The organism is Psychrobacter sp. UBA2514, from assembly GCF_002341255.1.
Taxonomy (GTDB): Bacteria; Pseudomonadota; Gammaproteobacteria; order Pseudomonadales; family Moraxellaceae; genus Psychrobacter; species Psychrobacter pacificensis.
Genome location: NZ_DDNS01000010.1, coordinates 12,915 through 37,037, shown reverse-complemented (window position 1 = coordinate 37,037; position 24,123 = coordinate 12,915). Strand labels below are relative to the sequence as shown.

Here is a 24,123-nt window from a genome sequence, read left to right as displayed (position 1 = left end):
TCGTCTGCCTTGTACCACTTTTAATATTGATTGACTATACAAAAGTTGTAAAAATAAGACAATATTCTTTTGATGTTGTAATCAAAATGATTGCTAGCCTTCTAAAAAATAGTTACACTCCATTGACAATCTATTACATTAATGACAAGGATGTCGCTATGCCCCGTAATACCGCTCGCTCCATAGTTGGTCATACTACTCTCAAAAATTTTAACAAAAGCATGCTTGCCATCAGCCTATCTATCGCTGGTATTTATCACGCAAATGCTTATGACAGTGTCACCTTTTTTGGCGACAGTTTAACGGATGGCGGATATTTTAGCCCCCTCACTCAAGGTGCGTTTGGGCTTGAGGAGTCAGGTCAATTTACTACTAACCCTGATAATACATGGGCAACGTCATTCGCTGAACAACTAGGTACTACTGCTGTCGCCAATACTTATGATGGTAGTCAGACAGGTAATAATTATGCAATTGGTGGTGCAAGAGCAGGCGTAGATGTCACTGCTTTTGGTATTCCGGTGGCCTCTGCCAATAGCCAAGTTAATAATTATATTGATAATAATCAAGTAGATCCCAATGGACTTTATGTCGTGTGGGCAGGTGCAAATGATTTGCTTGCGGCGGCTGAAGATCCTGCTAATGCCCAAGCTACGATACTTGGCGCAGTAGCGAGCCAGGCCGAAACGATTAATACACTAAAAGACAATGGCGCAAACTACATTTTAGTACCTAATATTCCTGATATCGGTCTGACGCCTAGAGCTATTGATCAAGGGCCTGTGGCACAAGCGCAAAGTACTGGCGCTACTAGTCTATATAATCAATTTATGCTTAGTGGCGTAGCAGCTACTGGTGCGAACATCATACCGCTAGACACTTTTAGCTTATTACAACAAATCGCTAGTAATCCTACGGCTTATGGATTTACTAATATGACCACGCCAGCCTGTACTGAAGACTTGGTTACTGATAGCTCACTATTTTGCGGGTCAAGCAACCTAGAAACACCTGATGCCAACGAAACCTACTTTTTCGCTGATGGCATTCACCCGACCGGTCAGGCGCATCAAATGATTGCTGACTATGCAAATGCTGTTGTCACTGCCCCCAGCCTAATCGGTGTGCTGCCACATATTGCAACGACAACCGGACTTGCAACCAATGAGCGCTTACAGTCACACGTCAACCAAATCCAAAGCAGTGAGCAAAAACCTGCCCGTACACTATGGGCTGTCGGTGAAGTCGCCAATCAAGACATTGCAGGGTTTGATGGTGATAATAATACCCAAGTATTACTTGGTGTAGATTTTGCTCATCCTAATTCAGCCAATGCCGTGACAGGCTTATACGGTAACATCACCCAAAAAGACTTTGAAAACTCAGATGTCGGCACAGGTTTAAGTGATATTGATCTGGGAGAAGTTGGTTTTGGTGTCTATCATAGCAACAAGTTTGGCGGCTTACAGATAAATGGTGCTGCAGGATTTGGCAACATGGATGTCGATGTCACACGTGCTGTCACACTTGGTAGCAACCAACAACAGTTCAAGTCAAATGCTGATGGTAAACGTTATTATGCCAACCTGCAGGCAGGCTACCCATTGCAGGTAAGTAATATTGCCGTCACACCTTATATCGGTGCAACAGCGAGCCGCGTAAAAATTGACGGACTCAAAGAAAAAGAGATGTCTGGCGTTGCCATGCAGTTCGATGAGCAGAAGTACTCTACGACATACGGCAAGATTGGTCTCAAAGCCAATCATACCTTGATGGAGAACCTCAACTTATTTGGTGATATTCATTATCAAAAGCAGCTGAGTGACAATCGCGAAGCGGTAACGGCAAGTTTGAATACGCTATCTAATATTAGTTTTGAGACACCTATGGTCGAAACTGATGATGATAACGTTGCCATGACACTTGGAGTGTCTAGAAGCTTTGGTCTATTAAACGCTAATGCTGGTGTCACACATTCACAAGGTGATGACGATGACTCAACCAGCCTATTTATTGGACTTAATGGCGCATTCTAAATAACTATTTAATCTAGCATAACGGTATAGGTGATGATTTCTCGCCTATACCACTATAAACTCAAAAACCGCCATAATCTACGATGACTTTTGCTGTATAGCTGTTGTGTCGCAAAACCTCTCAATGACAAAAGCTAGTATCACAAATTCTCTAGAAATCTACTTTACCGCGTAAAGCTTTGGTTTTGCCGCGCTGGGTTTTTTGATCCACCCGTTTGCGTTTGGCATTCCGACTTGGTTTGGTGGGCCGTCTGGTTTTATTGACATGCGTGGCTTTATTGATAAAGCTTTGCAGCCGTTCAAGCGCATCGATTTTATTGCGCTCTTGCGTACGAAACTGCTGTGCTTTAATGATAAGTACGCCCTCTTTGGTGATACGGCTGTCTTTACTGTCTAGCAATCGCTGTTTGTATTCATCGCTTAGGCTTGAGGTGTGAATATTAAAACGTAGATGGATGGCAGAGGAGACTTTATTGACATTCTGCCCGCCTGCGCCTTGTGCGCGTATGGCACTAATCTCTACCTCATTATCATTGAGGCTAATATGGTTATTGATAAAAATCATAATGTGCTTTTATATACAAATAGATATGGCTCATAATAAAGCATTATAGCTTTGCCTGCTACTTTGCTAATAACCGCTGCTTCTCCAAAAGTTGACGACTGCGCGCAATCACTGGCGCATCGACCATCTCACCATCTATTTTAAACACCGCTTGCCCGCTTTTTTCATACTCTTCTATCACCCGTGTTGCAAACGCAAGCGCTTTGTCTATCGGCTGCAAGGCTTGCTGCACAGTGGCAACTTGTTTAGGATGAATGCATAACATCCCTGCCATACCCATTTTTGACCACAAGTTTACTCGATTACTTAACCCTGACTCATCTTTAAAATCAGGATAAATGGTATCGATTGGCGGCGATAGCTGATGTACTTTTGAGGTCAAAATAAGCTGATAGCGAATCTGATTGGCAACTATCTCGGCTGATGGCGTCCCTACTTGTACTTGTAGATCATTACACAGATCCAAAAACCCATAGCTAAAAGCGGCCAAGCCTACTGCTTTTGCCATGCTATCGATTTGGTATAGCCCGATGGCACTCTCTATCAAAGCGATTACAGGTAAACCTGTCAGCTGATGTATGCTGTCGATATCTTCGGCGCGCTCGGCCTTAGCCAATAACACACCAGCCAAGTTAGGCATTTGCTGACAAAGCACGATGTCTTTGAAAAACTCTTCACTACCCGCTTGATTGATACGCAGCCAAATGGGCCGATAAGTTTGCTTTGCATTTTGCTCATCGTAGTAGTTTTTTAACGCCTCTCGAGCCGCCGCTTTGTTTTGTTTGGCAACGGCATCTTCTAAATCCACAATCACGGCATCTGCGCCACTAGCAAAGGCTTTTTCTATCCTATCGATGCGAGTCGCTGGCACAAATAGCCATGTTTTATTTTGAGAAATAGTATTTATTTTATGATTGGTCAATGAGTCCATATTTGACTCCTTTTGGTTATTTAAATTAATTATGCCACGGTATAGCCCATTTTTACTTCGCACTAATAGTCTATTCAATGACAAGGTAGGAAGAGTAGCTATGCAATTCATTAAAAATGAAAACAAAAAAACCGCATGAAAATTTATCTCATGCAGTTTTAAACAATTACTTTCTTATCTAACCTATGTCTTATAGATTAGCTAATTAAGCCAGCATACCACCGTCGACAACGATAGTCGCGCCTGTGGTATAGCTTGACGCGTCCGACACCAGATACAATACAGTACCAGCCATTTCATCAGGTTCCGCCACACGCCCTAGCGGGATCGAATGTAGTGCCATTTTTAAGACTTTATCATTCGTCGTTAGCGCCGAGGCAAACTTGGTATCCGTCAGGCCTGGTAATAACGCATTCACACGGATATTAAGTGGACCACATTCTTTGGCAAAGGCCTTGGTCATGCTAATAACTGCCGCTTTAGTGATTGAGTAAATGCCTTGCTTATCACCTGCCACCAGTCCATTGACTGACGCGGTATTCAAGATAACACCGCCGCCTTGCTCTTTCATCATTTTGCCAGCGGCCGTTGACATAAAGAAGTAACCACGAATGTTGACCTCCACCGTTTTATCAAAAGCGGCTAAGTCTGTGTCTAAGATATGGCCATAATACGGGTTGGCTGCAGCGTTATTGACCAAGATATCAATTTGACCAAACTCACTTTTAATATGCTCAAAAACCGCATCAATCTGCTCCATATCTCCCACATGACAGGCAAAGGCACTGGCTTTATGACCGTCAGCTTTTATGCTATCTGCGACCGCTTGGCAAGCATCGATTTTGCGGCTAGAGACAATCACGTGTGCCCCTCTTGAGGCCAGCAGACGGGCAATAGACTCTCCAATACCGCGACTGGCACCTGTCACTAGGGCAATTTTACCGGTTAAATCAAATAAATCCTTCATTACTATTCCTTATATTTTAAATATTCTAGACATTTTTCGCACAAATTATGCCAACATGCCGCCATCCAAGGTAAAGGCATGGCCATTCATAAAGCTGCTCTCGTCGCTAGCTAACCATGCAATCGCGGCAGACACCTCGTCCACCTCACCCAAACGGCGCAGCGGACTGGCCTTGACGGTTGCTTGCTGTGCGCGTTCATTCATGGTTGCCATGGTATTGCGTACCATTGGCGTATCAATAAAGCTTGGACAGACTGCATTAAAACGGATATTGGCGCGGGCGTACTCGTGGGCTGCCGACTTGGTCAGACCCATCACGCCATGTTTGGCGGCACTGTAAGCCGATAACATGGGCGCAGAACGCAGACCAGCGATAGACGCCACATTGATCACATGACCACCGCCATTCGGTATCATACAATTGACAGCGGCACGCATGCAGTGCCAGACCCCTTTTAGGTTCACAGCGATATTGCGATCAAAGTCCTCATCACTCAGCTCATGCATGGGCGAAGGCTTGTGGTCGATACCTGCGTTATTGACCACCACATCTAGACCGCCTAGCGTCTCTACCGCAAAGTCAAACAACGCACGCACTTCATCACCACTGGTCACGTCTACTTTTTTGAAAACGATACTGTTGCCAGCATCTCGGCCTTGCTGGGCAACAGACTCACCCATCTCTTCTGCCATATCACCGATCACGACCTTAGCGCCGCGACTGGCCAGTAGCAGCGCGCTTGCCGCACCAATGCCTGATGCGCCGCCTGTGATCAAAATACGCTTACCCGTTACATCTGATGCAATTCCGTTTGTATTCAGTGTCATGAGTTATTCCTCTACTTTAAGTACCAGTTTGCCGAAGTTTTCACCGTTAAAGAGCATCATGAGCGTATCAGGGAATGTCTCAATCCCCTCAACGATATGATCTTTTACTTTGATGTCGCCTGACTGAATCCAGCCTGCAATCTCTTTCATGGCGATTGGATATTCTTTGATATTATCAAACACCACAATGCCTTCCATACGGGCGCGGTTGACCAGTAGTGATAAATAATTTGATGGGCCTTTGACGGCTTCCGTGTTATTGTATTGACTGATCGCACCACAGATGACGATACGCGCATGTAGGTTTATTTGAGTAAGTACGTCGTTTAAAATGTCACCGCCAACGTTATCAAAATAGACATCGACGCCATTTGGACAAGTTTGCTTCAAGGCTTTTTTGACGTTTTCGTTTTTATAATCGATCGTTGCATCAAACCCAAGCTCATCAACTAAGAATTTGCATTTCTCGCTACCGCCTGCAATACCAACGACGCGGCAGCCTTTGATTTTGGCAATCTGACCGACCAAACTACCAACGGCACCCGCAGCACCTGATACCACAACGGTCTCGCCTGCTTTTGGTTGACCTGTTTTGAGCAAACCAAAATACCCCGTCATGCCCGGCATCCCAAGTACGCCTAGATAATAAGGTAGCGGTGCAAGATTTGGATCAACTTTGTGCAAGCCTGTGCCATCACTGACCGCATATGACTGCACGCCATCGTGACCTGCGACATAATCCCCAACGGCAAATTTCTCATGTTTACTTTCAATCACCTCGCCCACCGTACCGGCACGCATGACGTCCCCAATCTGGACAGGTTTAATATATGATTTGGCATCATTTAGCCAGCCGCGCATTGCAGGATCGATAGAGATATAATCAATTTTAATCAGTAGCTGACCCTCACTGATGCTCGGCCGCTCTGTCTCGGTATACTCCCAAGTCTCAGCGCTTGGTGCGCCAACTGGTCTTGTTTTTAGTCGCCATTGTTTATTTATGGTTGTCATTGCTCTTTCCTTAGAGTCGTCCTTAGAACCAGTCTGCCTGCATGTCAGTGCAAACAGCGTTGTCATTGTTTAAAATGGCTATATCACGATCGATTAATGGTAGCTCCCAATCGATAAAGTATTTCGCCGCTTGTATCTTGCCTTTATAAAAGTTTTGTTGCTCAATATCTTGCGTCGTGCTTAATAGCTGCTCAGCTTTACTGGCTTGGCGAATCCAAATCCAGCTAAGCACGATCGAAGCAAAAATATTCATTAGCGCTTGGGCATTACCAGTAAGCGTAATGGCTTCTTCTGTCTGCAACACTTTGCTTAGATGCACCAGTACTTCGTGCAGCTGACCCATGTAAGGCGTTAATTTACCCGCCAGTACCGCAGTCTCAGGCGTGGTGATATTTTCTAGATCTTGCGTGATTTCACGCTTTAGAATCTGAATGCCAAGACCACCTTTTTGCCATAACTTACGAAATGACAAATCCAATGCCTGTACGCCATTTGTCCCTTCATGGATAGGATTGAGACGATTGTCACGCCAAAACTGCTCAGCATGATATTCACGCGTATAACCAGCGCCGCCTAGTACTTGAATACCCAAATCATTGGCTTTTGGCCCATATTCAGACGGCCATGCTTTTAGTACGGGCGTAAGGAGGTCTAACAATTCGGTTAGCTCGTTTTTTAGGGTGTCGTCTTCGCAAGTATTGATACGGTCAATTAGGTTTGAGCCGTATAAGCACAAGGAGATACCACCTTCAGAATAGGCTTTTTGTGCCAGTAGCATACGCTTTACGTCACCATGCTGGATGATAGCAGTCGCATCATCTTCAGGTTTATTGTTCGGTGCAATGCGCCCCTGCGTACGATCTTTGGCGTAATCGAGCGAATACTGATAACCGCGATAGCCAATCATCGCCGCGCCAAACCCAACCGCAATACGTGCCTCGTTCATCATCTTGAACATATAACGCAGGCCAAAATGCTCATCACCGATCAGGTAGCCGTGACAATCGCCCGCGTCACCAAAGCTCAATGCCGTCGAGGTTGCCCCTCGATAGCCAAGTTTGTGAATCAGTCCTGTCAGATGCACGTCATTGCGCTCGCCAACAGACATATCATCGTTCAAACGGTACTTTGGCACCGCAAATAAAGAGATGCCTTTTACCCCACTAGGGCCACCGGGAATCTTGGCCAATACTAAATGCACGATATTGTCAGACAGTTCATGGTCCCCTGCTGAGATATAAATCTTGCTGCCCTTGACACGGTACGAGCCGTCGTCTTGTTTGACCGCGGTGGTCTTGATGTCAGCAAGTGACGAGCCCGCGTGCGGCTCTGTCAGCGCCATGGTACCAGTGAACTCGCCTGTTAGCATACGCGGCATAAAGGCGGCTTTGATATCATCACTGGCAAAGTGAGAAATAACATTGATGGCTGCAGTGGTCAAAAATGGATAGGCGGTCGTCGACGGGTTGGCTGCCATAAAATAGCCTGCCACCGCGGTCATGATTGTCTCAGGCAGCTGCATACCACCGTCTTCAAAACTGTAACGACCAGCGATAAAACCTGAGTCACGAAACGCATCAAAAGCGACTTTGACATCGCTTATCATGCTGACTTTTTTGCCATCGAACTGCGGCTCATTCTTGTCTGCCAAGTGATTGTGCGGTAAAAACAAATCCGTCGCGATCTTATTTGCGGTATCTAATACCGCATCAAAGGTCTCGCGGCTGTGCTCTGAGAACTTTGCGTATTCGGTGAGGGTTTGTGTTCCTAGCACATCGTACAGCTGGAACGGTAACTCAAAGTCGTTGATAAGGGTGTCTGCGGCCATAGTCGTCTCTTTTAGTTTCTCTTGATTACATGTAACGATCGTAAATCAGGCAAATCCGTTTGTATTATCACCCTCTGTCATGACCCTATCTGTGATATTTACCGCATCATTGAGTCAGGCAAAACAAAGGGGGTTAATGCTTATCAATTGATATTAAGCTAATTTAGCGCTTTGCCGTATTGTCATTTATGACATAATTATGGTCAAATGTGACATAAATTTAAGAAAATTTCGTCAAAAAGACGCAATTTTTGACAAGTACACTTAAAGACACGAGAGACTTATGCCCTATTTCAAACCATTTAATGTAATCGTTCTTGGCTTCGATGGTGTGCTTGGGAGCGTGCTCGCTGGTGCCTTAGATTTATTTTCATTTACAGGGGTCAGCTGGCAGCGATTTTCAAATGAAGCGGTAGAGCCACGATTTAAGGTGCAGATCGCAAGCTTAGGCGGCGGTGATATCAGATGTAGCAACCGCTTAATGATGCGAGCGCACTGCGATATCCAAGATGTCACGGAGTGCGACTTGTTGCTGGTGCCCACCATTGGCGACTCTATTGATAAGGTATTGAAGCAAAATAATGAGCTGCTGCCACATTTAGTACGGCTTGCCAATACCAAGGCCGATATAGCGAGCAACTGTAGCGGGGCTTTTTTCTTGGCGGAGGCAGGGTTATTAGATCATAAAGTCGCCACCACCCATTGGGGCTATGCCAATAAATTTAAGGCAGACTTTCCACTGGTGGACTTACAAGAGAACCAGTTTGTCACTCATGCAAGCGATGAGCTGGGTAGTATATTTTGTGCAGCAGGCGGCAGCGCCTTTTATGATTTGGGGCTATTATTAATAGAGCGCTACTGCGGGCGAGAGATCTCTACACAAGTGGCAAAAACTCAGATTATTGATAGCAAACGAGGCAATCAGAATAGCTATACCAACGTGACTTTGCATAAGCCGCATTCCGATCAGTTGGTCAAACAAGTCCAAGAATTTATCGAGCAAAACTTTCGTCAGCCCATACAAGTCAGCAGCCTAGCTGCCATGGCAAATATCACTCCGCGCACTTTGAATAGACGCTTTCAGGCCAGCGTCGCGATGCGACCCGTTGAATATATTCAGGCCGTCAGAATTGAGCAAGCCAAGCGCTTGCTCGAATTGGGAGATGTGAGTATCAAGTCTCTTGCCGATCAAGTCGGCTATGATGATATCTCTTCGTTCACACGCCTGTTCAAACGGGCAACAGAGTTGACGCCTAAGGAATATCAAGATAAGTTTTCACGGCTGGCGATTTAGAGTCTGTTAGTTAGTGGTCATGCATGTTTACATATTCTGCCATAGGCCTTCGACATGGATAGCATCCGCCTTGATGATTGGATAATCGCTAAAGGACAACTGGTAGCCGCCTGATGTATTGGGCGTCAGTTGACACATTGCGCCAAGCGGAAAGCTGTGTTTTTTGCCAATATGACCAAATCGCAAGCCACTATAAATTGGTAATCCAGTCAGCTTATGTAATTGACGAATCACTGTGGCAACATCATAACGCTTGTCATAGCTGTCCTCACCTGAACCAGACAACGCCCCAAACACAATCGCTTGTTGACCTTTAAACACTCCCGCTAAATACAAATCATACAGCATACGCTCAATACGATACGCCTGCTCGCCCACATCCTCTAAAAACACAATACCGCCCTCAATGCGCGGTAAATACTCGCTACCTGCCAGCGCAGAGACCACGCTTAGGTTACCACCCCAAATCGTACCAGTGAGCACTTTGGACTCGCCCGCTGTGAGTATGGTAGGCAATTGCTGACTGGTTAAAGACGCATCTTGTATGGTGATCGTGAGGTTGGGATTGGTTAAGGCCTCAGCGAACTGGCGACAGCTGACCTTATCAGGCACAGTTTTGCCAAACTCGCTATAAAGCATCGGTGCCGCAAGTGAACTCATAGACCCTTTCGCCAATAGCGCACATTGGATCGCAGTCACATCACTGAACCCTGCGAGTATTGTGCCGCGCTCTTTCATAATACGCCCAAGCGTCGTCCAATCAACCATGGGTAATATACGCATCGCACCATAACCACCGCGCACACCCAAAAGCAGTTTTGGCGCTGCTATCGCTCCGGTCGCGAGGTTTTGGAAGTCACTGGCACGCTGCGAGTCCGTACCTGCAAAGCGCAAATATTGACGATTGGTAATATCGGGATTACTTATTTTAAACCCAGCACAGCTCATGCGATCTAATGCCAACTGATTGCGCTCATCACTGCCGCCCACATTGGAGCTGGCAAACAGTCTGGTCTCAATCGTGGGCGTAGTGCAGCTTGTTATTAGAGAGGTTTGCGCTGAGCGCTCATCCAACAATGCAGTCGGCAGATCGTCTTTGGTCAGCTGCGAGCTATTATCTGCCTCAATGAGGCTGGCAGCCAATGTGTGAGGAATACTTTGCGCTGCTAATGCCGCAGCACCTGCGCCAACACCTATTCGGCGCAAAAACTGTCGACGGTTTAGGCCAACATTAAGCTCATCAGCTAGGTTTGACTGTAGGTTTTTATCTTCTATTGATTGCTGGATGGACGGTATTTTTGAACCCATACGTTGTTACTACCTATACATTTTTGTTTTTATGATTTATACATTGTCATCTTTTGCAGTAGCGCACATCACAAATGAAGCCGTCATACTCAAACATTGTAACGCATCTTGCCAGCAGTCAAGTTACCCAAGCCTTTACCTATATTTACTTTTTCGCTACCGAGACATACAACATGGGGCGAGTATGTTTGTTACTGTAGATACAAATTCATCGCACAAAAATAAAGGCAACAATTATGTTTACCAAGAAAAATGATAAAGAAAAAACACTCGTTTCTAATTTGAAATACTTGATTGGAAAAGAAGACAAACTTAAAGAAAAGCTAGAAGACAATAGTTATCTTGAACCTTTTAGCGATGATTTGATGCTATTTATGAGTCTAATCAAAGACTACTATAAAGGTGACTATCGTAAGATTCCTTTTAGAACCATTTCAGCTGGTGTGGTTGGGGCAATATACACAATAAATCCTATTGACCTTATCCCAGACTCTATTCCGTTTATCGGTTATATCGATGACGCACTTGTACTTAAATTTTGTTTAAAACAAGCCAGAAAAGATTTGCAAAAATATAAAGTATGGAAACAAGAACAAGCGGATGCCAAAAGCACATCGGAAAATGACAAACACACGGACAAGATCAGTCATGATAAAAGCAGCACTGATGAAGAAGATGACAATGAAACCAGTACTGATCTCAAAAAGGCTTCGTAACTAGTTATGTCTTAACCGATAATTAGCAGTTTAAAAAAAGCCACAGCCACTCACTTGGTTGTGGCTTTTTTGTTGCTTTAATCAATCTGACGCTGAACGGTTAAACCTCCAAACGTCAGATTTTAATTCGGCACATCGTAGCTCGCTTTTTCTGGATTGAGGCCAAACGAGTACACGAAAGTTGCTACGAGGCTGTTGACGATGATAAACGGTAAGTCAATCACCACATGACCTAAAATATAGCGACCAATCAACCACGAAACAATCAGCATAACGATAAAAAACCCAGCCAAGTACGCCAAAATAGCAGGATGCTTGAGATTATAAGGTTGGTCAGTCTTCGGCTGCTTTTCTAATACATACGTTCTTATCGCCCAACCCGCGGCATAAGAAAACCCACCTAACACAACATAACTAAAAAAATTCATATAGCTTGACTCTACTGATTTAAAGGCTTGTAGCAAGATCGTTTTGGACAAATACAATTGATCATCAACGATATTTATGCTACTTATGAGCAATACTTATCTAACTACTCTCATTCACATTATCGATAATGACGTTGGCATGTGGATTGGCCAATATATCGGTATTGATGTCGTCACACTCTACTCGATAGATGGTGTTAGCACCTCGGTAAATATAAGACAGATACTCACTGTCTAAGAGTGGGTCGATATTGGCATAGGCAGGCTTGACATGCGCCAATACTAGCACTCGATCAGGACGCCCGATCACCGCATCGACATTATCTGGATCAATAGAGAAAAACTGCGGTATATCACTATTTTTAATCACTTCTAACGCTTCAGGCTCATCCCACACACGCTTAGCACTTGCAGGCTCTTTCATCTGCATCACCCAAGCGCCTTCTTGTTGGCTAATCTTTATTTGCGCAGGCTCGTCTTGACTCACTGTATAACAGCCTGCAAACACAGATAAATCGGTTGCCGCGACCTCAGTATCTGCCTGAGCATCACTGCTATCACTACAGCCACTCAAAAGGAGCACTGTGCTGGCCGTAGCACTGAGCATCAGATACGTCAGTCGCTTATAAAAAATACTTGAGCATAAAGACATAATAAAGCTATCCTGCGGTCATGTATGGGAGACTTGCACTGAGCGCGTTGTCATAAGAAAACTATCAAATAGCTATCTACAAATATTTTCTTTGGATACTATTGTGACAAATGTGACAAAGACAGCGCGCTGGTATTGGCTTCTTTAAAAGCATTTTCGCTAAAAAATAGACGTTTTTTAGCGAGCCAAGCTATTTTAACAGAAAACAATCAGGTTACTATTGTGTTATGCGTTGCCATCCCTAGTTTTGTGATTTTGTGCGTCACGACCACCCATATTTACGATAGATTTGTTATACTCACAGCGGCACTAGCATCGTTCAATTAGTATGAGCGCGATGCTCTAATACTACTTTTATGCTTACTATTTATCAGGTTTATACATCTCTATGTCAGACAACCGTAACGCCATGCCACACTCTAATACAAGCAACGCAACTGATCCGTTAGCCGCCAAGAAAAACATAACGGTAGCGTATACTGACGGTGCCTGCAAAGGCAATCCCGGCGCTGGCGGTTGGGGCGCGCACCTTATATTTAGCGATGGTAGCACGCAGGATTTATATGGCGGTGATACGGAAACCACCAATAATCGCATGGAGCTCATGGGTGCGATACAGGCCCTAACACATAGCTCACATGAGCAAAAACTTGAGATTTGGACAGATTCCAGCTACGTCCAAAAAGGCATCACCGAATGGATTGAAGGCTGGAAGAAAAAAGGCTGGAAAACAGCGAGCAAAAAGCCCGTCGCCAATCAAGACCTTTGGCAACAATTGGATAAGCTATGTCAACAGCGTGATGTTGATTGGCACTGGGTTAAGGGTCACGCTGGACATGCCGGTAATGAAAAAGCAGACGAACTGGCAAACTTAGGGGTTACGTCAAACAGTGGTCACTCCTCTATGATAAAAGAATCTGTGGCACAAAAACCTGTGATAAACGAATCAGACGCCCCTAAAAAAAAAGACCGCATAGCGACTGATAAAAAACCTGTCGCCAATGATGATTGGCTAAAGTTCGACCCATTGGGTCTAGATATGGTAGATGACGAGTTTGAGGATGTGTCAGAAGATGAGTTACGAATCAATGACAGTCAACATAGCCATGAAGCACGTATGATGCATAATGATGTCATGGTAGAGACTCCTCACCATCCAGACAACGCACCCAAAATGATGAGTAATAAAGCCATGCCAGAAGCCCAAGTACCCATGAATGATACCGACATGACTAGTGATATCCCACCTATAGATACTGATACACCCAAGTTTGATGGGGATACGAGTCGTGCCAATCCTCATTTCAAACCGCTATTGCCAAAACCGATACATCGTCATGAAGCAAATCGTCAGCTCATCATGGATACAGAGACCACAGGACTGGACGCATTAAAAGGCGACCGTATCATTGAGATCGGTATTGTTGAGATGGTTGGGCGTAAATTTACTGGTGAAAAACTACACGTCTATATCAATCCGCAGCGTGGCATGGATGATGAAGTTATTCGTATTCATGGGATCTCTGAGGCATTTTTGGCGGACAAGCCCACCTTTGATCAAGTTGCCCAGTCATTATACGACTTTATGGATGGTGCTGAGATTATCGCTCACAACGCCACCTTTGATATGAACTTCTTAAACATGGAGTTTGCGAAAGTCGGTCTCAATGACTTTGCTGAGCGCGTACAAGTGACCGATTCACTGGTCATGGCAAAGCAGCAATATCCTGGACAAAAGAACACATTGGATGCCCTCGTACGTCGTCTGGACGTTGGTAAGCAAGACCGTACCTTTCACGGCGCCTTACTGGATTCAGAGATTTTAGCCGAAGTTTACTTGGCGATGACTGGCGGTCAAGTGACGCTTGCCATTGAAGAAGACGCACCCACAGAGGGCGGGCAAACTGCCCATACCAGTTTTGCCAATTTGGCCAATTTATTGCTAGCATCGACGTCAGATGAGACTACCAACCAAAGCTGGTACGCTTCTCTTGCAGAGGACTACCCTGAGCTAAAAGCCAATATGTAGCCGCTACATCAAGCCTGAATTACACCAACATTTGTACAATATAGCCTTGATTATTATCATATAAAACGTTAAAACATCATTAACCAATATTTTTACTACCCCATTGATACCATCGTCATTCTCATCAGTACATTATGGAAAAATACTTATGGACCAGTCTGCGCAAATGAAGTTAACCGCCCCCACGCTTAGTGTTACTGATTTCAACCTACCGTCACTCCACTTATTGCATGATGAGATTATCGCAACGCTCAAAGATACTGAGATTCATCTGAGCGAGTTCAATGACGATAGTAGCCAAGCACCTTTATTGTCAGATTCTATTAGCGTTTTAAAGCAGCTGTCTTGTATTTTTAAACTGATTTCTCTTGTTGGTGCAGAAGTGTTAAACAATGCCATCATTGACGGTCTACAGCGCCTTTATGACAACGGCGACAACAATGACACGGCTCTCATCATGGATTTATCAGAAGCCATTATGACTTTAGATCGCTATGTCGAGTTTGTATTATTGACTGAGTCGGTAGAGCCTACTTTGTTATTGCCAGTGGTTAATAATCTCAATGCGCATGGACAAAAACCACCAATGACGGTCGAGGACTTTTCTACTTTTGGGAGCAGTAGCGTCATCATTGCTAACCCAGAGAAAAACTTTGAACCACTAAGCGCGCTCAATTTGGATACAAAACTCCTGACCTATGCCTATCGTAGCGGTCTTGGCGTTGCCCTACTCAATCAAGATGGCAATATTGACTCAAACGATCAGCAAAAACTCGATGCCATGAGTGCTGCCTGCGCTTTGATCGCATCAAATAGTAACAGCCTATTTTGGCAAGCAGCAGCGACTGCTGTGACAGATATTGCCGCGGTCTTACCGTTGAACGTGAGCCAAAAGCATACGCTGATTTATGTGGAGCAGCAGTTCCAAAGCTACTTACCTGTGATGGATACACGTTTTGCAGACTTAGTTAATTTTGCCTGTCAGCGTGATACTGTTGAGGCGCAGCAATTACGTGAGCAGTACGCAAGTAACTATCTAGAAGGCGATCAGCTTGATGAGATGAAGCGTTTCTTATTTGGTCCCAATCGCGCACTCACCGATACACTAAATGACATTATTCAGTCTCAAATCAATAATATTAAAGAAAATGTCGACAGCTATGCACGCGGCGACTCCATCAATCCTGTTGATATGCAAACTGCCCAGATCATTGAAGAGTTGACTGAACTGAGCTCAGCACTGCGCCTGCTAGGATTGTCCAATGCAGCTGATAGTCTTATCACAGCGGCGGGTGCGGTCAGCCATTGGCAGGCGCCTTCGCCGGATGACTTTGATCACTTATTACTGGCATTGATGCATGCAGAGAATGCTACAATTGCAATGGCAGAGATGCATACCCCAGGGGCGATCTACTTACCACTGAATAATCAGCATATCTCATTGCATCAGCTCAATACATCATACGATACTCTCATACAAGAAAGCCGTACCGCCATTGCAAGTGCCGAGCAAGCAATTAACGACTATTTGGCAGAGCCTGAACGCGACATGCTTAATATTCAGAATATACCGGGAATGATGCGCCAAGTGGCAGGTGCATTGCGCTTTTTACATTTGCCAACACCCGCCAGCATGCTTGGTCAATTAGCCATTTATATCGAAAAACGCATAGAGAGTGGACGACGTATCGAAGACGATACACTGGCTTATATTGCTGATGTGATTATGGCGGTCGATCATCATCTGGATGGTTTTGAGAACCATCGTCCTGTCAGTAAACAAGCGCTTGACGTTGGCCAGCAAAGCTTAAGTCATCTACTTGCTGCTTAGTACTGCTTGCACAGGTTTTATCGTCGCCATTTTGTCATTTTGCGGCGATAAAACTTAATCAGAATACTTCACGTTAAATAAGTCTGTATCTAAATCGATACGGATTTGCTTCAAACTGTTTGGAATCTTTTATGGCCCATGCTTTTATATTGAGTGATGACACTGTTTTATGCCGTCAAATGCCAGATGGTTGGTGGCCATTACAAATCCAACTACCACAGAGTCGTACTGGTTCAGACGAGCAAGCTTATCGGCTCGGTCACGTGACGCTACATGAGAGTCTATCGCCAAATCACTGGCAATCTGATGATAATAATAATATGGATAGCCTTTCATCTGATTTGATCAATGAAAACACTGCCCAAACCTTCACTGCGCCGTCCACCACTGCCATGACTTATGATTACGCAGTCGCTCATAACGTGACGCTGCCTATCATCGCCGAAAGCAGTACTGATACCTTTGTCCCTTATCGACAGCTGATAAATAACATACCTGTTGCCCTATCTGACCAGATCAGTCAAGCGATACAGTTATTAAGGTGGCAAGCAGATACGCAGTTCTGTAGTCGCTGTGCCAGTCCTACCGTACATGCTGACCAAGACGAGCGCGCCATGGTTTGTCCAGTATGCCAGCTGCGCCAGTATCCTCGCGTCCAGCCATGTGTGATTACGGCGATTACCCGCCCAAACCCAGTAACAGATGAAATGCAAATCTTACTCGCGCACCATCACCGTCACGGACAGCAAAAACTGCCGCCCATGTATGGTTTGATCGCTGGGTTTGTCGAGGTCGGTGAAAGCCTAGAGCATGCGGTGGTACGTGAGGTGGCAGAAGAGGTCAATATCAGCGTATCAGATATTCGTTATGTGAGTAGCCAGCCTTGGCCATTTCCCTCCAATTTGATGCTTGGGTTCCGTGCCTCTTATGCCAGTGGCGATATTATTATTCAAGAAGACGAACTGGCGCATGCTGATTTTTTTGATCTCTCTAACCTGCCAAAGATTCCACCAAAGGGCAGTATCGCTCGAGAATTGATCGATCAGATTGCCAAAGAACAAGGCATTTTATTATGAAATTAAATGACACTGACACTGGCAGCTCATTTTAGCGGCTAATGTCAGTGCCTACTGCGTTTCACTTAGACATTATGGACGGTCAGACGCTGATATTGCCATTTGACAAGTCTGGGTATCAATAGCCCTGCAATCACAATCGCCATACCTAATAATTGCAAAGCGGTCACTTGCTGACCGTAAGCAAAGGCCGTGAGCGCAGCAAACACTGGCACAAAATTAAAGAATAATGACGCATTAGCAGCGCCCAACTGCTTGACGCCAGAGATCCACAATAGATAACCGCCAACCGTGCCGAAGACGCCAATAAATATCAAGTCGCCAAAGACACTGCGACTGATGGCTAAGCTTTCTTGCAATGGATGTACCTCTGCACTAAATAACACCATGAGCGATATCACCCCAAGACCTGACAGCATACCGACCAAGGTATAAGGAATCATTGGCATCCAGCGACTGATACCTTGAGTCAGATAAGTATAGAGACTCCAGCACAGCATACCTAAAAAAATCATTTGATCGCCATGGTTAAATTCAAACCCTAGCAGTTTGGCAAATGCGCCATCGGTCAGTACCAGCAGTACGCCAGAGAGACAAACCACCAAACTAAACAGCGCGCCTTTGGTAGGAAACTGGCGCTGCGCTATAGAACCAATCAATGAAGTAACCAGCGGGCTAAGCGCCATAATCAACGCACCATTATTGGCATTGGTCTGTTCAAGCCCAGTAAACAGCCCCAAGTTTAAGCCACCAACACCAATGATGGATACACCAATCGCCCACGCCCATTGTTTGGGTGTGAGAGTAGGGATTGGCATGTGTTTATATTTTGTATAAAGATACAGACACACCGAGGCAATGCTAAAACGCCACATGACTAAGGTTAATGCGTTTACTTCACTCAAGGCATGCTTGCCGACAGGAAAACTTGCGCCCCAGAGAAACGTACACAGTAATAAATATAGGACGGCGGTGGTGTTCGCTGAACGGCTCATATTGCACCCAAAAAACTTGCGAAAAGATAAGCACCAGTGTATATATTTTAAATACGGTATAAACAAGCAATAACGAGAGCATAGATTCTGAATATGAAATTTAACTACTCCCTCGATGACATGCGCAGTTTTTGCGCGGTTGTCCGCTACGGCAGCTTTCGCCAAGCCTCTATAATGCTTGACATGCCCCTATCGACATTGAGTCGCCGAGTTGCCAAACTAGAAGCAGATCTGGCACTTAGGTTGCTCAACCGAGATGCGCACCGCGTACAGTTGACCCATGCAGGGCAACAATATTATAAGAGCAGCGCCCATCTCTTTGATGAATTAGAAAACGTCGCGTGTTGCTTACTACAAGATAAAAATGAGGCCAAAGGCACAATCAGAATCAGCGCCCCTGTCAATTTTGGTAGTGATATTTTAGCGCCGCATTTCAATGCTTTTTTAAAACAATATCCAGATATCCATTTAGATTTGCGTCTGTCCAATCAGACCATTGATATTGACGCGCAAGCTATTGATGTCGCTTTTCGTATTGGTGAACACAGTGCCAATCATTGGATTGGGCGGCAGCTGACCAATATTCGCTTTATCATTTGTGCAGCCAGCGATATCGATGTATCCGATATCCAAACGCCCAATGATTTGGCAGGCTACCCTACGGTACTGTGCACCCCTATGTCTACTTGGCATCTACAGCATCGTATAACGGGCGAGGTACAGACGCATCAGCCAACAAATAATATCCGTCTAAAAGTTGATAATATTAGTTTACTAACGGGGGCTATTGCGGATGGTATCGGTCTAGGTTTCATCCCCGATTATGATGCACAGCCTTTGATCACATCAGGCGGTTTGCAGCAAGTATTGCCTGATTGGAATAACCAACCTAGAGGCTGCCAGATGCTCTATCGCGACCGTGATAACATGCCTCATCGCATGCATCTATTAATTGATTTTATCCTCAAGCGTTTTGGTAAGTAGACATTCCGCAAACGCTCACCGAGAATAAATGCATCACAATATCATTGATCTTATGCTTTAATTTTTAATGTTAAAGACTAGGTTTTCGACCCTGATGTTTTACGGCTTTAAATGTGTTAATCTTCGCAGCGCAACAGCGATCAATACGGCTGGGTGATTGACTATTTGATATAGAACGTCAGTACAAAGATCCATAATTTGCCTATAAAATATGCAATCAATAGTCACTTATCTACCTAGCCACTGACAGACATAAGTGACAGTCGCTAATGATGACCGATACTAAGGCCAGTAATACCATGTCCCAAACCGACACCCATCCTCAAAGTACTGAACAGACACGCTTGACAGATTTACCGATCTTGTTTAAGTCGCTGCACATTGATACCCTGCCAAATGATGTACAGACAAAAATTGCACGCGTTGATGCTTGTCTGCCGCAAACGCAATGCGGGCTTTGTGAGCATCCAGATGGCTGCTTGCCTTACGCCACTGCTATCGTATTAAAGGGTGAGCCATACAATAAATGTGTGCCTGGTGGCCAGCCAGTAACGGACGCTATCGCTCAGACAATTGGGATAGATACTCATCTGACAGCCGCACCATCACAATGGCCGATAGACATGACATCAGGACGTCCAACAGAGGTTCGTGCTGTGATTCGTGAAGACGACTGTATCGGCTGTACCAAATGTATTCCGGCTTGTCCAGTGGATGCTATCGTCGGTACTGGCAAACACATGCATACGATTTTTACCGATTTGTGCACAGGCTGTGAGCTATGTATCGCACCCTGCCCTGTTGATTGTATCGACTTGGTCATTGTCGAGCGTGAGCTTTCTCCCTTTGAGAGAGTAGCCGAACAAGAAGACTTGAGACAGCGCTACCACACGCATCTCAAACGCGTGACAGAACAACTGGCTGATACCAGCAATAGCAAACCTGTGGTCAGCATGGTAGAGGCCAAGCTCAACAATGCAACGAGCCAATCGCTAAATATTAGCGAAGCACAAGCAAAGAATACCATTGCAGCGGCTAAACTACGTACCAAAATCAAAAAACTCGAAAAGCAGCTCAGCGTGCGCGCCAATGATAAAAAACAAATGGAGCTTGAAGGCTTGCAAGCAGAGCTCGACGCATTACAAGCGGTGCTGTGATTACGTGATTGATACTTTAATAACTCATATAAATGCCATCGCTAGCATATAATTTTGCAACACCACTCACTAAAATAATAGTTAAAACACCATGAGTAAAACGGTCAAACATAAAACAGCCGATACACCGCCCTCTAGAAGAATGCCCAATCGCGATGTGCGTCCATTTTTTGAAAAGCTAGCGGCGACGATTGACGAGCCTGTCACCGAGCTAAATTACGGCAGTAATTTCGAGCTGCTCATCGCCGTTATCTTATCTGCACAGGCAACTGATGTGAGCGTCAATATTGCCACTCAGCAGTTGTACCCCGTGGCGAACACACCTGAAGCTATACTGGCACTAGGCGAAGAAGGTCTAAAGACGTATATCAAAAATATTGGCTTATATAACGCAAAAGCCAAAAATGTCATCAAGACTTGCCGCGATTTGATTGAAAAGTTTGATAGCACCGTCCCTGACAACCGCAAAGATCTAGAATCATTAGCTGGTGTGGGGCGTAAAACCGCCAACGTAGTTTTGAATACTGCTTTTGGTCAGCCAACCATGGCGGTCGACACGCATATCTTTCGCGTCGGCAATCGTACTGGACTCGCTACTGGTAAAACGGTGCTCATCGTCGAAAACAAACTGGTCGAGCGTATACCCGATGACTTTATCGTTGATGCGCATCATTATCTTATTTTGCACGGGCGCTATACCTGCCAAGCGCGTACACCCAAATGCGGCGCTTGCCCCGTCTATGAAGAGTGCATGTTTAAAGATAAAGCGACCTTTTTAGAACTATAACGTAGTGACACTCCTGTCTCAAAGACAAACTTATGTAGCCATGAACTGGCAAGTACCTACGTTTTACGACAGTGAATCACTTGTTGAGCATTTCTTATAGTATAGCAAGTGCTGCTCACTAGAGTTTTATAACGTTTCAGGGTAGAATAACCCTATTTTGTGTTAAGAGATTTTGGCAATTACCCCGCTTCTGATAAGGCAATCTGCACACTGACAGTAGCCTATTAGAGCGAACATTGACCTAACTCTCTACCGCCATAGCCATAAAAGCTTATTATCATTGCTCCATATATGAATTGATTGAATGATAGTAGGTCTAGATTTTAGCCAAATTGATGACAAAAACTTTGTTCAACACCGATTTTTAGCATTGAGAAATACCGATTATCTGCCGCGTAAATGCGTGGTCAACATTAATTAGAGCAGCACCCAGAGTGTTGCTTTTCCTACCTTTATTGATTCAATTAAGCGATCCCATTATGCGTGAATACAACTTATTTACCTCCGAATCTGTGAGCGAAGGCCACCCTGACAAAATGGCTGACCAAATATCAGACGCCATCCTTGATGCTATCTTACGTGAAGACTTACACGCACGTGTGGCCTGCGAAACTTTAGTAAAAACAGGCGCGGTGATACTTGCCGGTGAAATCACCACAACTGCCAATATCGATTTAGAGCGGCTGGTGCGTGACACGGTCAACGGCATTGGTTATCACCACTCAGATTTGGGTTTTGATGGCGAGACTTGTGCGGTCATCAATATGCTGGGTAAGCAGTCTCCTGAAATCGCTCAAGGTGTCGATCGTCATGATCCTGAAGAGCAAGGTGCAGGCGATCAAGGTTTAATGTTTGGTTACGCCAGTAATGAAACTGATGTATTAATGCCGGCCCCTATTGAATATGCCCATCGTTTGATGGAGCGTCAATCTGAGCTGCGCCGTGCAGGCGAGCTACCATGGCTCCGTCCTGATGCCAAAGCGCAGGTTACCTTGAAGTATGATGGCAACCGTCCTGCTGCAATCGATGCGGTCGTTCTATCAACTCAGCATGATCCGAGCATCTCGCAGTCTGATCTGCAAGAAGCAGTGATGGAATCTATCATCAAGCAAGTGCTACCGGCTGATCTGTTACATGCGGGTACACGCTACCATATCAATCCAACGGGTAAGTTTGTCATTGGTGGTCCTGTGGGTGATGCAGGCTTAACAGGCCGCAAAATCATTGTCGATACTTACGGCGGTATGGCACGTCATGGGGGCGGTGCTTTTAGTGGTAAAGATCCCTCAAAAGTAGATCGCAGTGCTGCTTATGCGGTACGTTATGTGGCCAAAAACATCGTCGCAGCTGGTCTTGCTGATCGCTGTGAAGTACAAGTCAGTTACGCGATTGGGGTTGCTGAGCCAACGTCTATCTCTGTCAACACTTTTGGCACGAGCAAAATCAGTAACGATGAAATCATTCGCCTGATTCGTACTCATTTTGATTTGCGTCCTTATGGCATCACTCGTATGCTGAACCTATTACAGCCAATGTATCAGCAGACGGCTACCTTTGGACATTTTGGTCGTCAAGGCTCAGAAACTGCCTTTACTTGGGAAAAAACAGACAAAGCAGATATCTTAAAAGCAGACGCTGGCTTATAAGGGTCATAGAGTCATTACGTTGAATCATTTACAAACCGCCTTTATATACTAAAATTATCGACACTTATTATTAGGAGCAGCTTATGTCTCAAGACAGCAACACTCAAGACAACAATGTGGATGCAAGCATTGAAATCACCCCTGAAATGCAGGCGTTTTACCAACGCGCTGATGCTATCATCGGTGTCGCCAATAGTCAGCTAGGCCCTGATGCCCATTCAGGACAGGTAGGTGCTTCTTTGTTATATGCTGCCGCACGCTACAGCGCCTCTGTGGCCTCGATTGGCTTCGTGAAAGCCGATGATTTTGCCAAAGAAAAAGACGATATCGTCGAGTTTTATGTCAAACAATATCGCCAGATGCTAAGTGACAATTTGACAGATTATGCACAAAATTTCGATAAATATGTGCAGCTAAACAAAGATGATAAGCCAGCTGAATAAGTTGCTATTCTTATCTAGGTAGATATTCTGCTGTGACAATCATCTGTATTTAACAAAAAACCCAAGCCGCTCAAGCTTGGGTTTTTTGTATTATGTTATTGAGTCCATAGCCATTCATTAGTTATTATAAAACTTTAAGTGCTATATCGATCTATCAATAACGTGACGAGCGGTAATAGAACGCTTGCAAATAAGGACATCACATCATGCAAAAAACGCTATCTAAATTATCACTGCCTACACTGGCGCAATCCCTCAAACCATCATTAGCTGTCGTCTCCTTGGTATTAGCACTGGCGGGTTGCAGCGCTACGCCTGGCGCAGTTACTCCCACGCAACCTGCAACAGATAACAGTCAAATGCTTGAAAACACCTTAACTCACTGTCCAACCTCTCGCTCTGAGAAGACCATGTGTACCATGCAATATGATCCAGTCTGTGTAAAAACGAAAGTTGGCTCAGTGATAAGCTACCGTACGGCAGGTAATGCTTGCTCGGCCTGTAACATACCTGAGGCCATTAGTTATACCAAAGGTGAATGCAGTTAATTCATAAGAATACTTCATTCCAAAAAATATATTTGAGTAGCCACAAAGAAGCCCCAATTTAAA

At 44.9% G+C, this 24,123-nt stretch carries 22 protein-coding genes; 12 read left to right on the top strand and 10 right to left on the bottom strand.

The features are described from left to right. Positions 1-158: 158 nt before the first annotated feature. Positions 159-2,036 (top strand): autotransporter domain-containing protein, encoded by a 1,878-nt coding sequence (locus B3V51_RS03785; protein WP_286708015.1) that lies wholly within the window; start codon positions 159-161, stop codon positions 2,034-2,036. 151 nt (positions 2,037-2,187) lie between these two features. Here the strand turns inward: B3V51_RS03785 and arfB are convergent, their stop codons facing one another. From arfB to B3V51_RS03755, 6 genes are all read right to left on the bottom strand, one after another. Continuing rightward, positions 2,188-2,601, bottom strand: a complete 414-nt coding sequence (gene arfB, locus B3V51_RS03780; protein WP_286708014.1) for an alternative ribosome rescue aminoacyl-tRNA hydrolase ArfB — start codon at positions 2,599-2,601, stop codon at positions 2,188-2,190. A gap of 58 nt (positions 2,602-2,659) precedes the next feature. Beyond that, on the bottom strand, positions 2,660-3,532 hold the full coding sequence (locus tag B3V51_RS03775) for an HpcH/HpaI aldolase/citrate lyase family protein (RefSeq protein ID WP_286708013.1): 873 nt from the start codon (positions 3,530-3,532) through the stop codon (positions 2,660-2,662). Positions 3,533-3,737: 205 nt separating this feature from the next. Further along, complete coding sequence (locus B3V51_RS03770; protein WP_286708012.1) at positions 3,738-4,499, bottom strand: SDR family oxidoreductase; 762 nt, start codon at positions 4,497-4,499, stop codon at positions 3,738-3,740. Positions 4,500-4,544: 45 nt separating this feature from the next. Next, positions 4,545-5,327 (bottom strand): SDR family NAD(P)-dependent oxidoreductase, encoded by a 783-nt coding sequence (locus B3V51_RS03765; protein WP_277077824.1) that lies wholly within the window; start codon positions 5,325-5,327, stop codon positions 4,545-4,547. A gap of 3 nt (positions 5,328-5,330) precedes the next feature. Then, positions 5,331-6,338: an NADP-dependent oxidoreductase gene (locus tag B3V51_RS03760; RefSeq protein ID WP_286708011.1), complete on the bottom strand. Its 1,008-nt coding sequence runs from the start codon at positions 6,336-6,338 to the stop codon at positions 5,331-5,333. A 22-nt stretch (positions 6,339-6,360) separates the two neighbouring features. After that, positions 6,361-8,166, bottom strand: a complete 1,806-nt coding sequence (locus B3V51_RS03755) for an acyl-CoA dehydrogenase (RefSeq protein WP_286708010.1) — start codon at positions 8,164-8,166, stop codon at positions 6,361-6,363. Positions 8,167-8,449: 283 nt separating this feature from the next. Here B3V51_RS03755 and B3V51_RS03750 point away from each other — a divergent pair, with 283 nt between their 5' ends. Beyond that, the gene (locus tag B3V51_RS03750) at positions 8,450-9,460 is read left to right on the top strand and encodes a GlxA family transcriptional regulator (RefSeq protein ID WP_286708009.1); all 1,011 of its coding nucleotides are present in this window, start codon (positions 8,450-8,452) and stop codon (positions 9,458-9,460) included. 27 nt (positions 9,461-9,487) lie between these two features. Here the strand turns inward: B3V51_RS03750 and B3V51_RS03745 are convergent, their stop codons facing one another. Continuing rightward, complete coding sequence (locus tag B3V51_RS03745) at positions 9,488-10,768, bottom strand: LD-carboxypeptidase (RefSeq protein WP_093068261.1); 1,281 nt, start codon at positions 10,766-10,768, stop codon at positions 9,488-9,490. A gap of 236 nt (positions 10,769-11,004) precedes the next feature. Here B3V51_RS03745 and B3V51_RS03740 point away from each other — a divergent pair, with 236 nt between their 5' ends. Beyond that, a complete protein-coding gene (locus B3V51_RS03740; RefSeq protein WP_093068258.1) occupies positions 11,005-11,484 on the top strand; it encodes a YkvA family protein in 480 nt (159 codons plus the stop codon). A 122-nt stretch (positions 11,485-11,606) separates the two neighbouring features. Here B3V51_RS03740 and B3V51_RS03735 read toward each other — a convergent pair whose 3' ends face one another. Both B3V51_RS03735 and B3V51_RS03730 read right to left on the bottom strand, forming a co-directional pair. Continuing rightward, a complete protein-coding gene (locus B3V51_RS03735) occupies positions 11,607-11,912 on the bottom strand; it encodes a hypothetical protein (RefSeq protein WP_071003638.1) in 306 nt (101 codons plus the stop codon). A gap of 100 nt (positions 11,913-12,012) precedes the next feature. Continuing rightward, positions 12,013-12,564 (bottom strand): hypothetical protein, encoded by a 552-nt coding sequence (locus B3V51_RS03730; protein ID WP_290127436.1) that lies wholly within the window; start codon positions 12,562-12,564, stop codon positions 12,013-12,015. 388 nt (positions 12,565-12,952) lie between these two features. On the opposite strand from B3V51_RS03730, the gene dnaQ reads away from it, so the two are divergent. The 3 genes from dnaQ (at position 12,953) to nudC (ending at position 17,500) form a co-directional block, all read left to right on the top strand. Beyond that, a complete protein-coding gene (dnaQ, locus tag B3V51_RS03725) occupies positions 12,953-14,593 on the top strand; it encodes a DNA polymerase III subunit epsilon (protein WP_093068250.1) in 1,641 nt (546 codons plus the stop codon). A gap of 148 nt (positions 14,594-14,741) precedes the next feature. After that, positions 14,742-16,424 (top strand): hypothetical protein, encoded by a 1,683-nt coding sequence (locus B3V51_RS03720; protein WP_093068246.1) that lies wholly within the window; start codon positions 14,742-14,744, stop codon positions 16,422-16,424. Positions 16,425-16,555: 131 nt separating this feature from the next. Next, positions 16,556-17,500, top strand: coding sequence for an NAD(+) diphosphatase (nudC, locus tag B3V51_RS03715; RefSeq protein WP_093068242.1), 945 nt, complete (start codon positions 16,556-16,558; stop codon positions 17,498-17,500). A 65-nt stretch (positions 17,501-17,565) separates the two neighbouring features. On the opposite strand, the gene B3V51_RS03710 is transcribed toward nudC, so the two are convergent. Continuing rightward, complete coding sequence (locus B3V51_RS03710) at positions 17,566-18,495, bottom strand: DMT family transporter (RefSeq protein ID WP_093068239.1); 930 nt, start codon at positions 18,493-18,495, stop codon at positions 17,566-17,568. Between the two features lie 93 nt (positions 18,496-18,588). On the opposite strand from B3V51_RS03710, the gene B3V51_RS03705 reads away from it, so the two are divergent. From B3V51_RS03705 to B3V51_RS03680, 6 genes are all read left to right on the top strand, one after another. Further along, positions 18,589-19,479, top strand: a complete 891-nt coding sequence (locus tag B3V51_RS03705; protein ID WP_071001831.1) for a LysR family transcriptional regulator — start codon at positions 18,589-18,591, stop codon at positions 19,477-19,479. 299 nt (positions 19,480-19,778) lie between these two features. Next, positions 19,779-20,636: an RnfABCDGE type electron transport complex subunit B gene (locus tag B3V51_RS03700; RefSeq protein WP_071003639.1), complete on the top strand. Its 858-nt coding sequence runs from the start codon at positions 19,779-19,781 to the stop codon at positions 20,634-20,636. A gap of 91 nt (positions 20,637-20,727) precedes the next feature. Next, positions 20,728-21,423 (top strand): endonuclease III, encoded by a 696-nt coding sequence (gene nth / locus B3V51_RS03695; protein WP_058025991.1) that lies wholly within the window; start codon positions 20,728-20,730, stop codon positions 21,421-21,423. A gap of 479 nt (positions 21,424-21,902) precedes the next feature. Then, on the top strand, positions 21,903-23,069 hold the full coding sequence (gene metK, locus B3V51_RS03690) for a methionine adenosyltransferase (protein ID WP_075105952.1): 1,167 nt from the start codon (positions 21,903-21,905) through the stop codon (positions 23,067-23,069). 83 nt (positions 23,070-23,152) lie between these two features. Next, entirely contained in the window at positions 23,153-23,512 is a 360-nt protein-coding gene (locus B3V51_RS03685; RefSeq protein WP_071001833.1) for a DUF3144 domain-containing protein, read from the top strand. 206 nt (positions 23,513-23,718) lie between these two features. Next, positions 23,719-24,060 (top strand): hypothetical protein, encoded by a 342-nt coding sequence (locus tag B3V51_RS03680; RefSeq protein ID WP_071001835.1) that lies wholly within the window; start codon positions 23,719-23,721, stop codon positions 24,058-24,060. Positions 24,061-24,123 lie beyond the last annotated feature (63 nt).

What these genes read in the sequence shown, in the direction of transcription:
- B3V51_RS03785 (WP_286708015.1), top strand. Translation starts at nt 159, where the DNA reads ATGCCCCGTAATACCGCTCGCTCCATAGTTGGTCATACTACTCTCAAA.
- arfB (WP_286708014.1), bottom strand. Translation starts at nt 2,601, where the DNA reads ATGATTTTTATCAATAACCATATTAGCCTCAATGATAATGAGGTAGAG.
- B3V51_RS03775 (WP_286708013.1), bottom strand. Translation starts at nt 3,532, where the DNA reads ATGGACTCATTGACCAATCATAAAATAAATACTATTTCTCAAAATAAA.
- B3V51_RS03770 (WP_286708012.1), bottom strand. Translation starts at nt 4,499, where the DNA reads ATGAAGGATTTATTTGATTTAACCGGTAAAATTGCCCTAGTGACAGGT.
- B3V51_RS03765 (WP_277077824.1), bottom strand. Translation starts at nt 5,327, where the DNA reads ATGACACTGAATACAAACGGAATTGCATCAGATGTAACGGGTAAGCGT.
- B3V51_RS03760 (WP_286708011.1), bottom strand. Translation starts at nt 6,338, where the DNA reads ATGACAACCATAAATAAACAATGGCGACTAAAAACAAGACCAGTTGGC.
- B3V51_RS03755 (WP_286708010.1), bottom strand. Translation starts at nt 8,166, where the DNA reads ATGGCCGCAGACACCCTTATCAACGACTTTGAGTTACCGTTCCAGCTG.
- B3V51_RS03750 (WP_286708009.1), top strand. Translation starts at nt 8,450, where the DNA reads ATGCCCTATTTCAAACCATTTAATGTAATCGTTCTTGGCTTCGATGGT.
- B3V51_RS03745 (WP_093068261.1), bottom strand. Translation starts at nt 10,768, where the DNA reads ATGGGTTCAAAAATACCGTCCATCCAGCAATCAATAGAAGATAAAAAC.
- B3V51_RS03740 (WP_093068258.1), top strand. Translation starts at nt 11,005, where the DNA reads ATGTTTACCAAGAAAAATGATAAAGAAAAAACACTCGTTTCTAATTTG.
- B3V51_RS03735 (WP_071003638.1), bottom strand. Translation starts at nt 11,912, where the DNA reads ATGAATTTTTTTAGTTATGTTGTGTTAGGTGGGTTTTCTTATGCCGCG.
- B3V51_RS03730 (WP_290127436.1), bottom strand. Translation starts at nt 12,564, where the DNA reads ATGTCTTTATGCTCAAGTATTTTTTATAAGCGACTGACGTATCTGATG.
- dnaQ (WP_093068250.1), top strand. Translation starts at nt 12,953, where the DNA reads ATGTCAGACAACCGTAACGCCATGCCACACTCTAATACAAGCAACGCA.
- B3V51_RS03720 (WP_093068246.1), top strand. Translation starts at nt 14,742, where the DNA reads ATGGACCAGTCTGCGCAAATGAAGTTAACCGCCCCCACGCTTAGTGTT.
- nudC (WP_093068242.1), top strand. Translation starts at nt 16,556, where the DNA reads ATGGCCCATGCTTTTATATTGAGTGATGACACTGTTTTATGCCGTCAA.
- B3V51_RS03710 (WP_093068239.1), bottom strand. Translation starts at nt 18,495, where the DNA reads ATGAGCCGTTCAGCGAACACCACCGCCGTCCTATATTTATTACTGTGT.
- B3V51_RS03705 (WP_071001831.1), top strand. Translation starts at nt 18,589, where the DNA reads ATGAAATTTAACTACTCCCTCGATGACATGCGCAGTTTTTGCGCGGTT.
- B3V51_RS03700 (WP_071003639.1), top strand. Translation starts at nt 19,779, where the DNA reads ATGTCCCAAACCGACACCCATCCTCAAAGTACTGAACAGACACGCTTG.
- nth (WP_058025991.1), top strand. Translation starts at nt 20,728, where the DNA reads ATGAGTAAAACGGTCAAACATAAAACAGCCGATACACCGCCCTCTAGA.
- metK (WP_075105952.1), top strand. Translation starts at nt 21,903, where the DNA reads ATGCGTGAATACAACTTATTTACCTCCGAATCTGTGAGCGAAGGCCAC.
- B3V51_RS03685 (WP_071001833.1), top strand. Translation starts at nt 23,153, where the DNA reads ATGTCTCAAGACAGCAACACTCAAGACAACAATGTGGATGCAAGCATT.
- B3V51_RS03680 (WP_071001835.1), top strand. Translation starts at nt 23,719, where the DNA reads ATGCAAAAAACGCTATCTAAATTATCACTGCCTACACTGGCGCAATCC.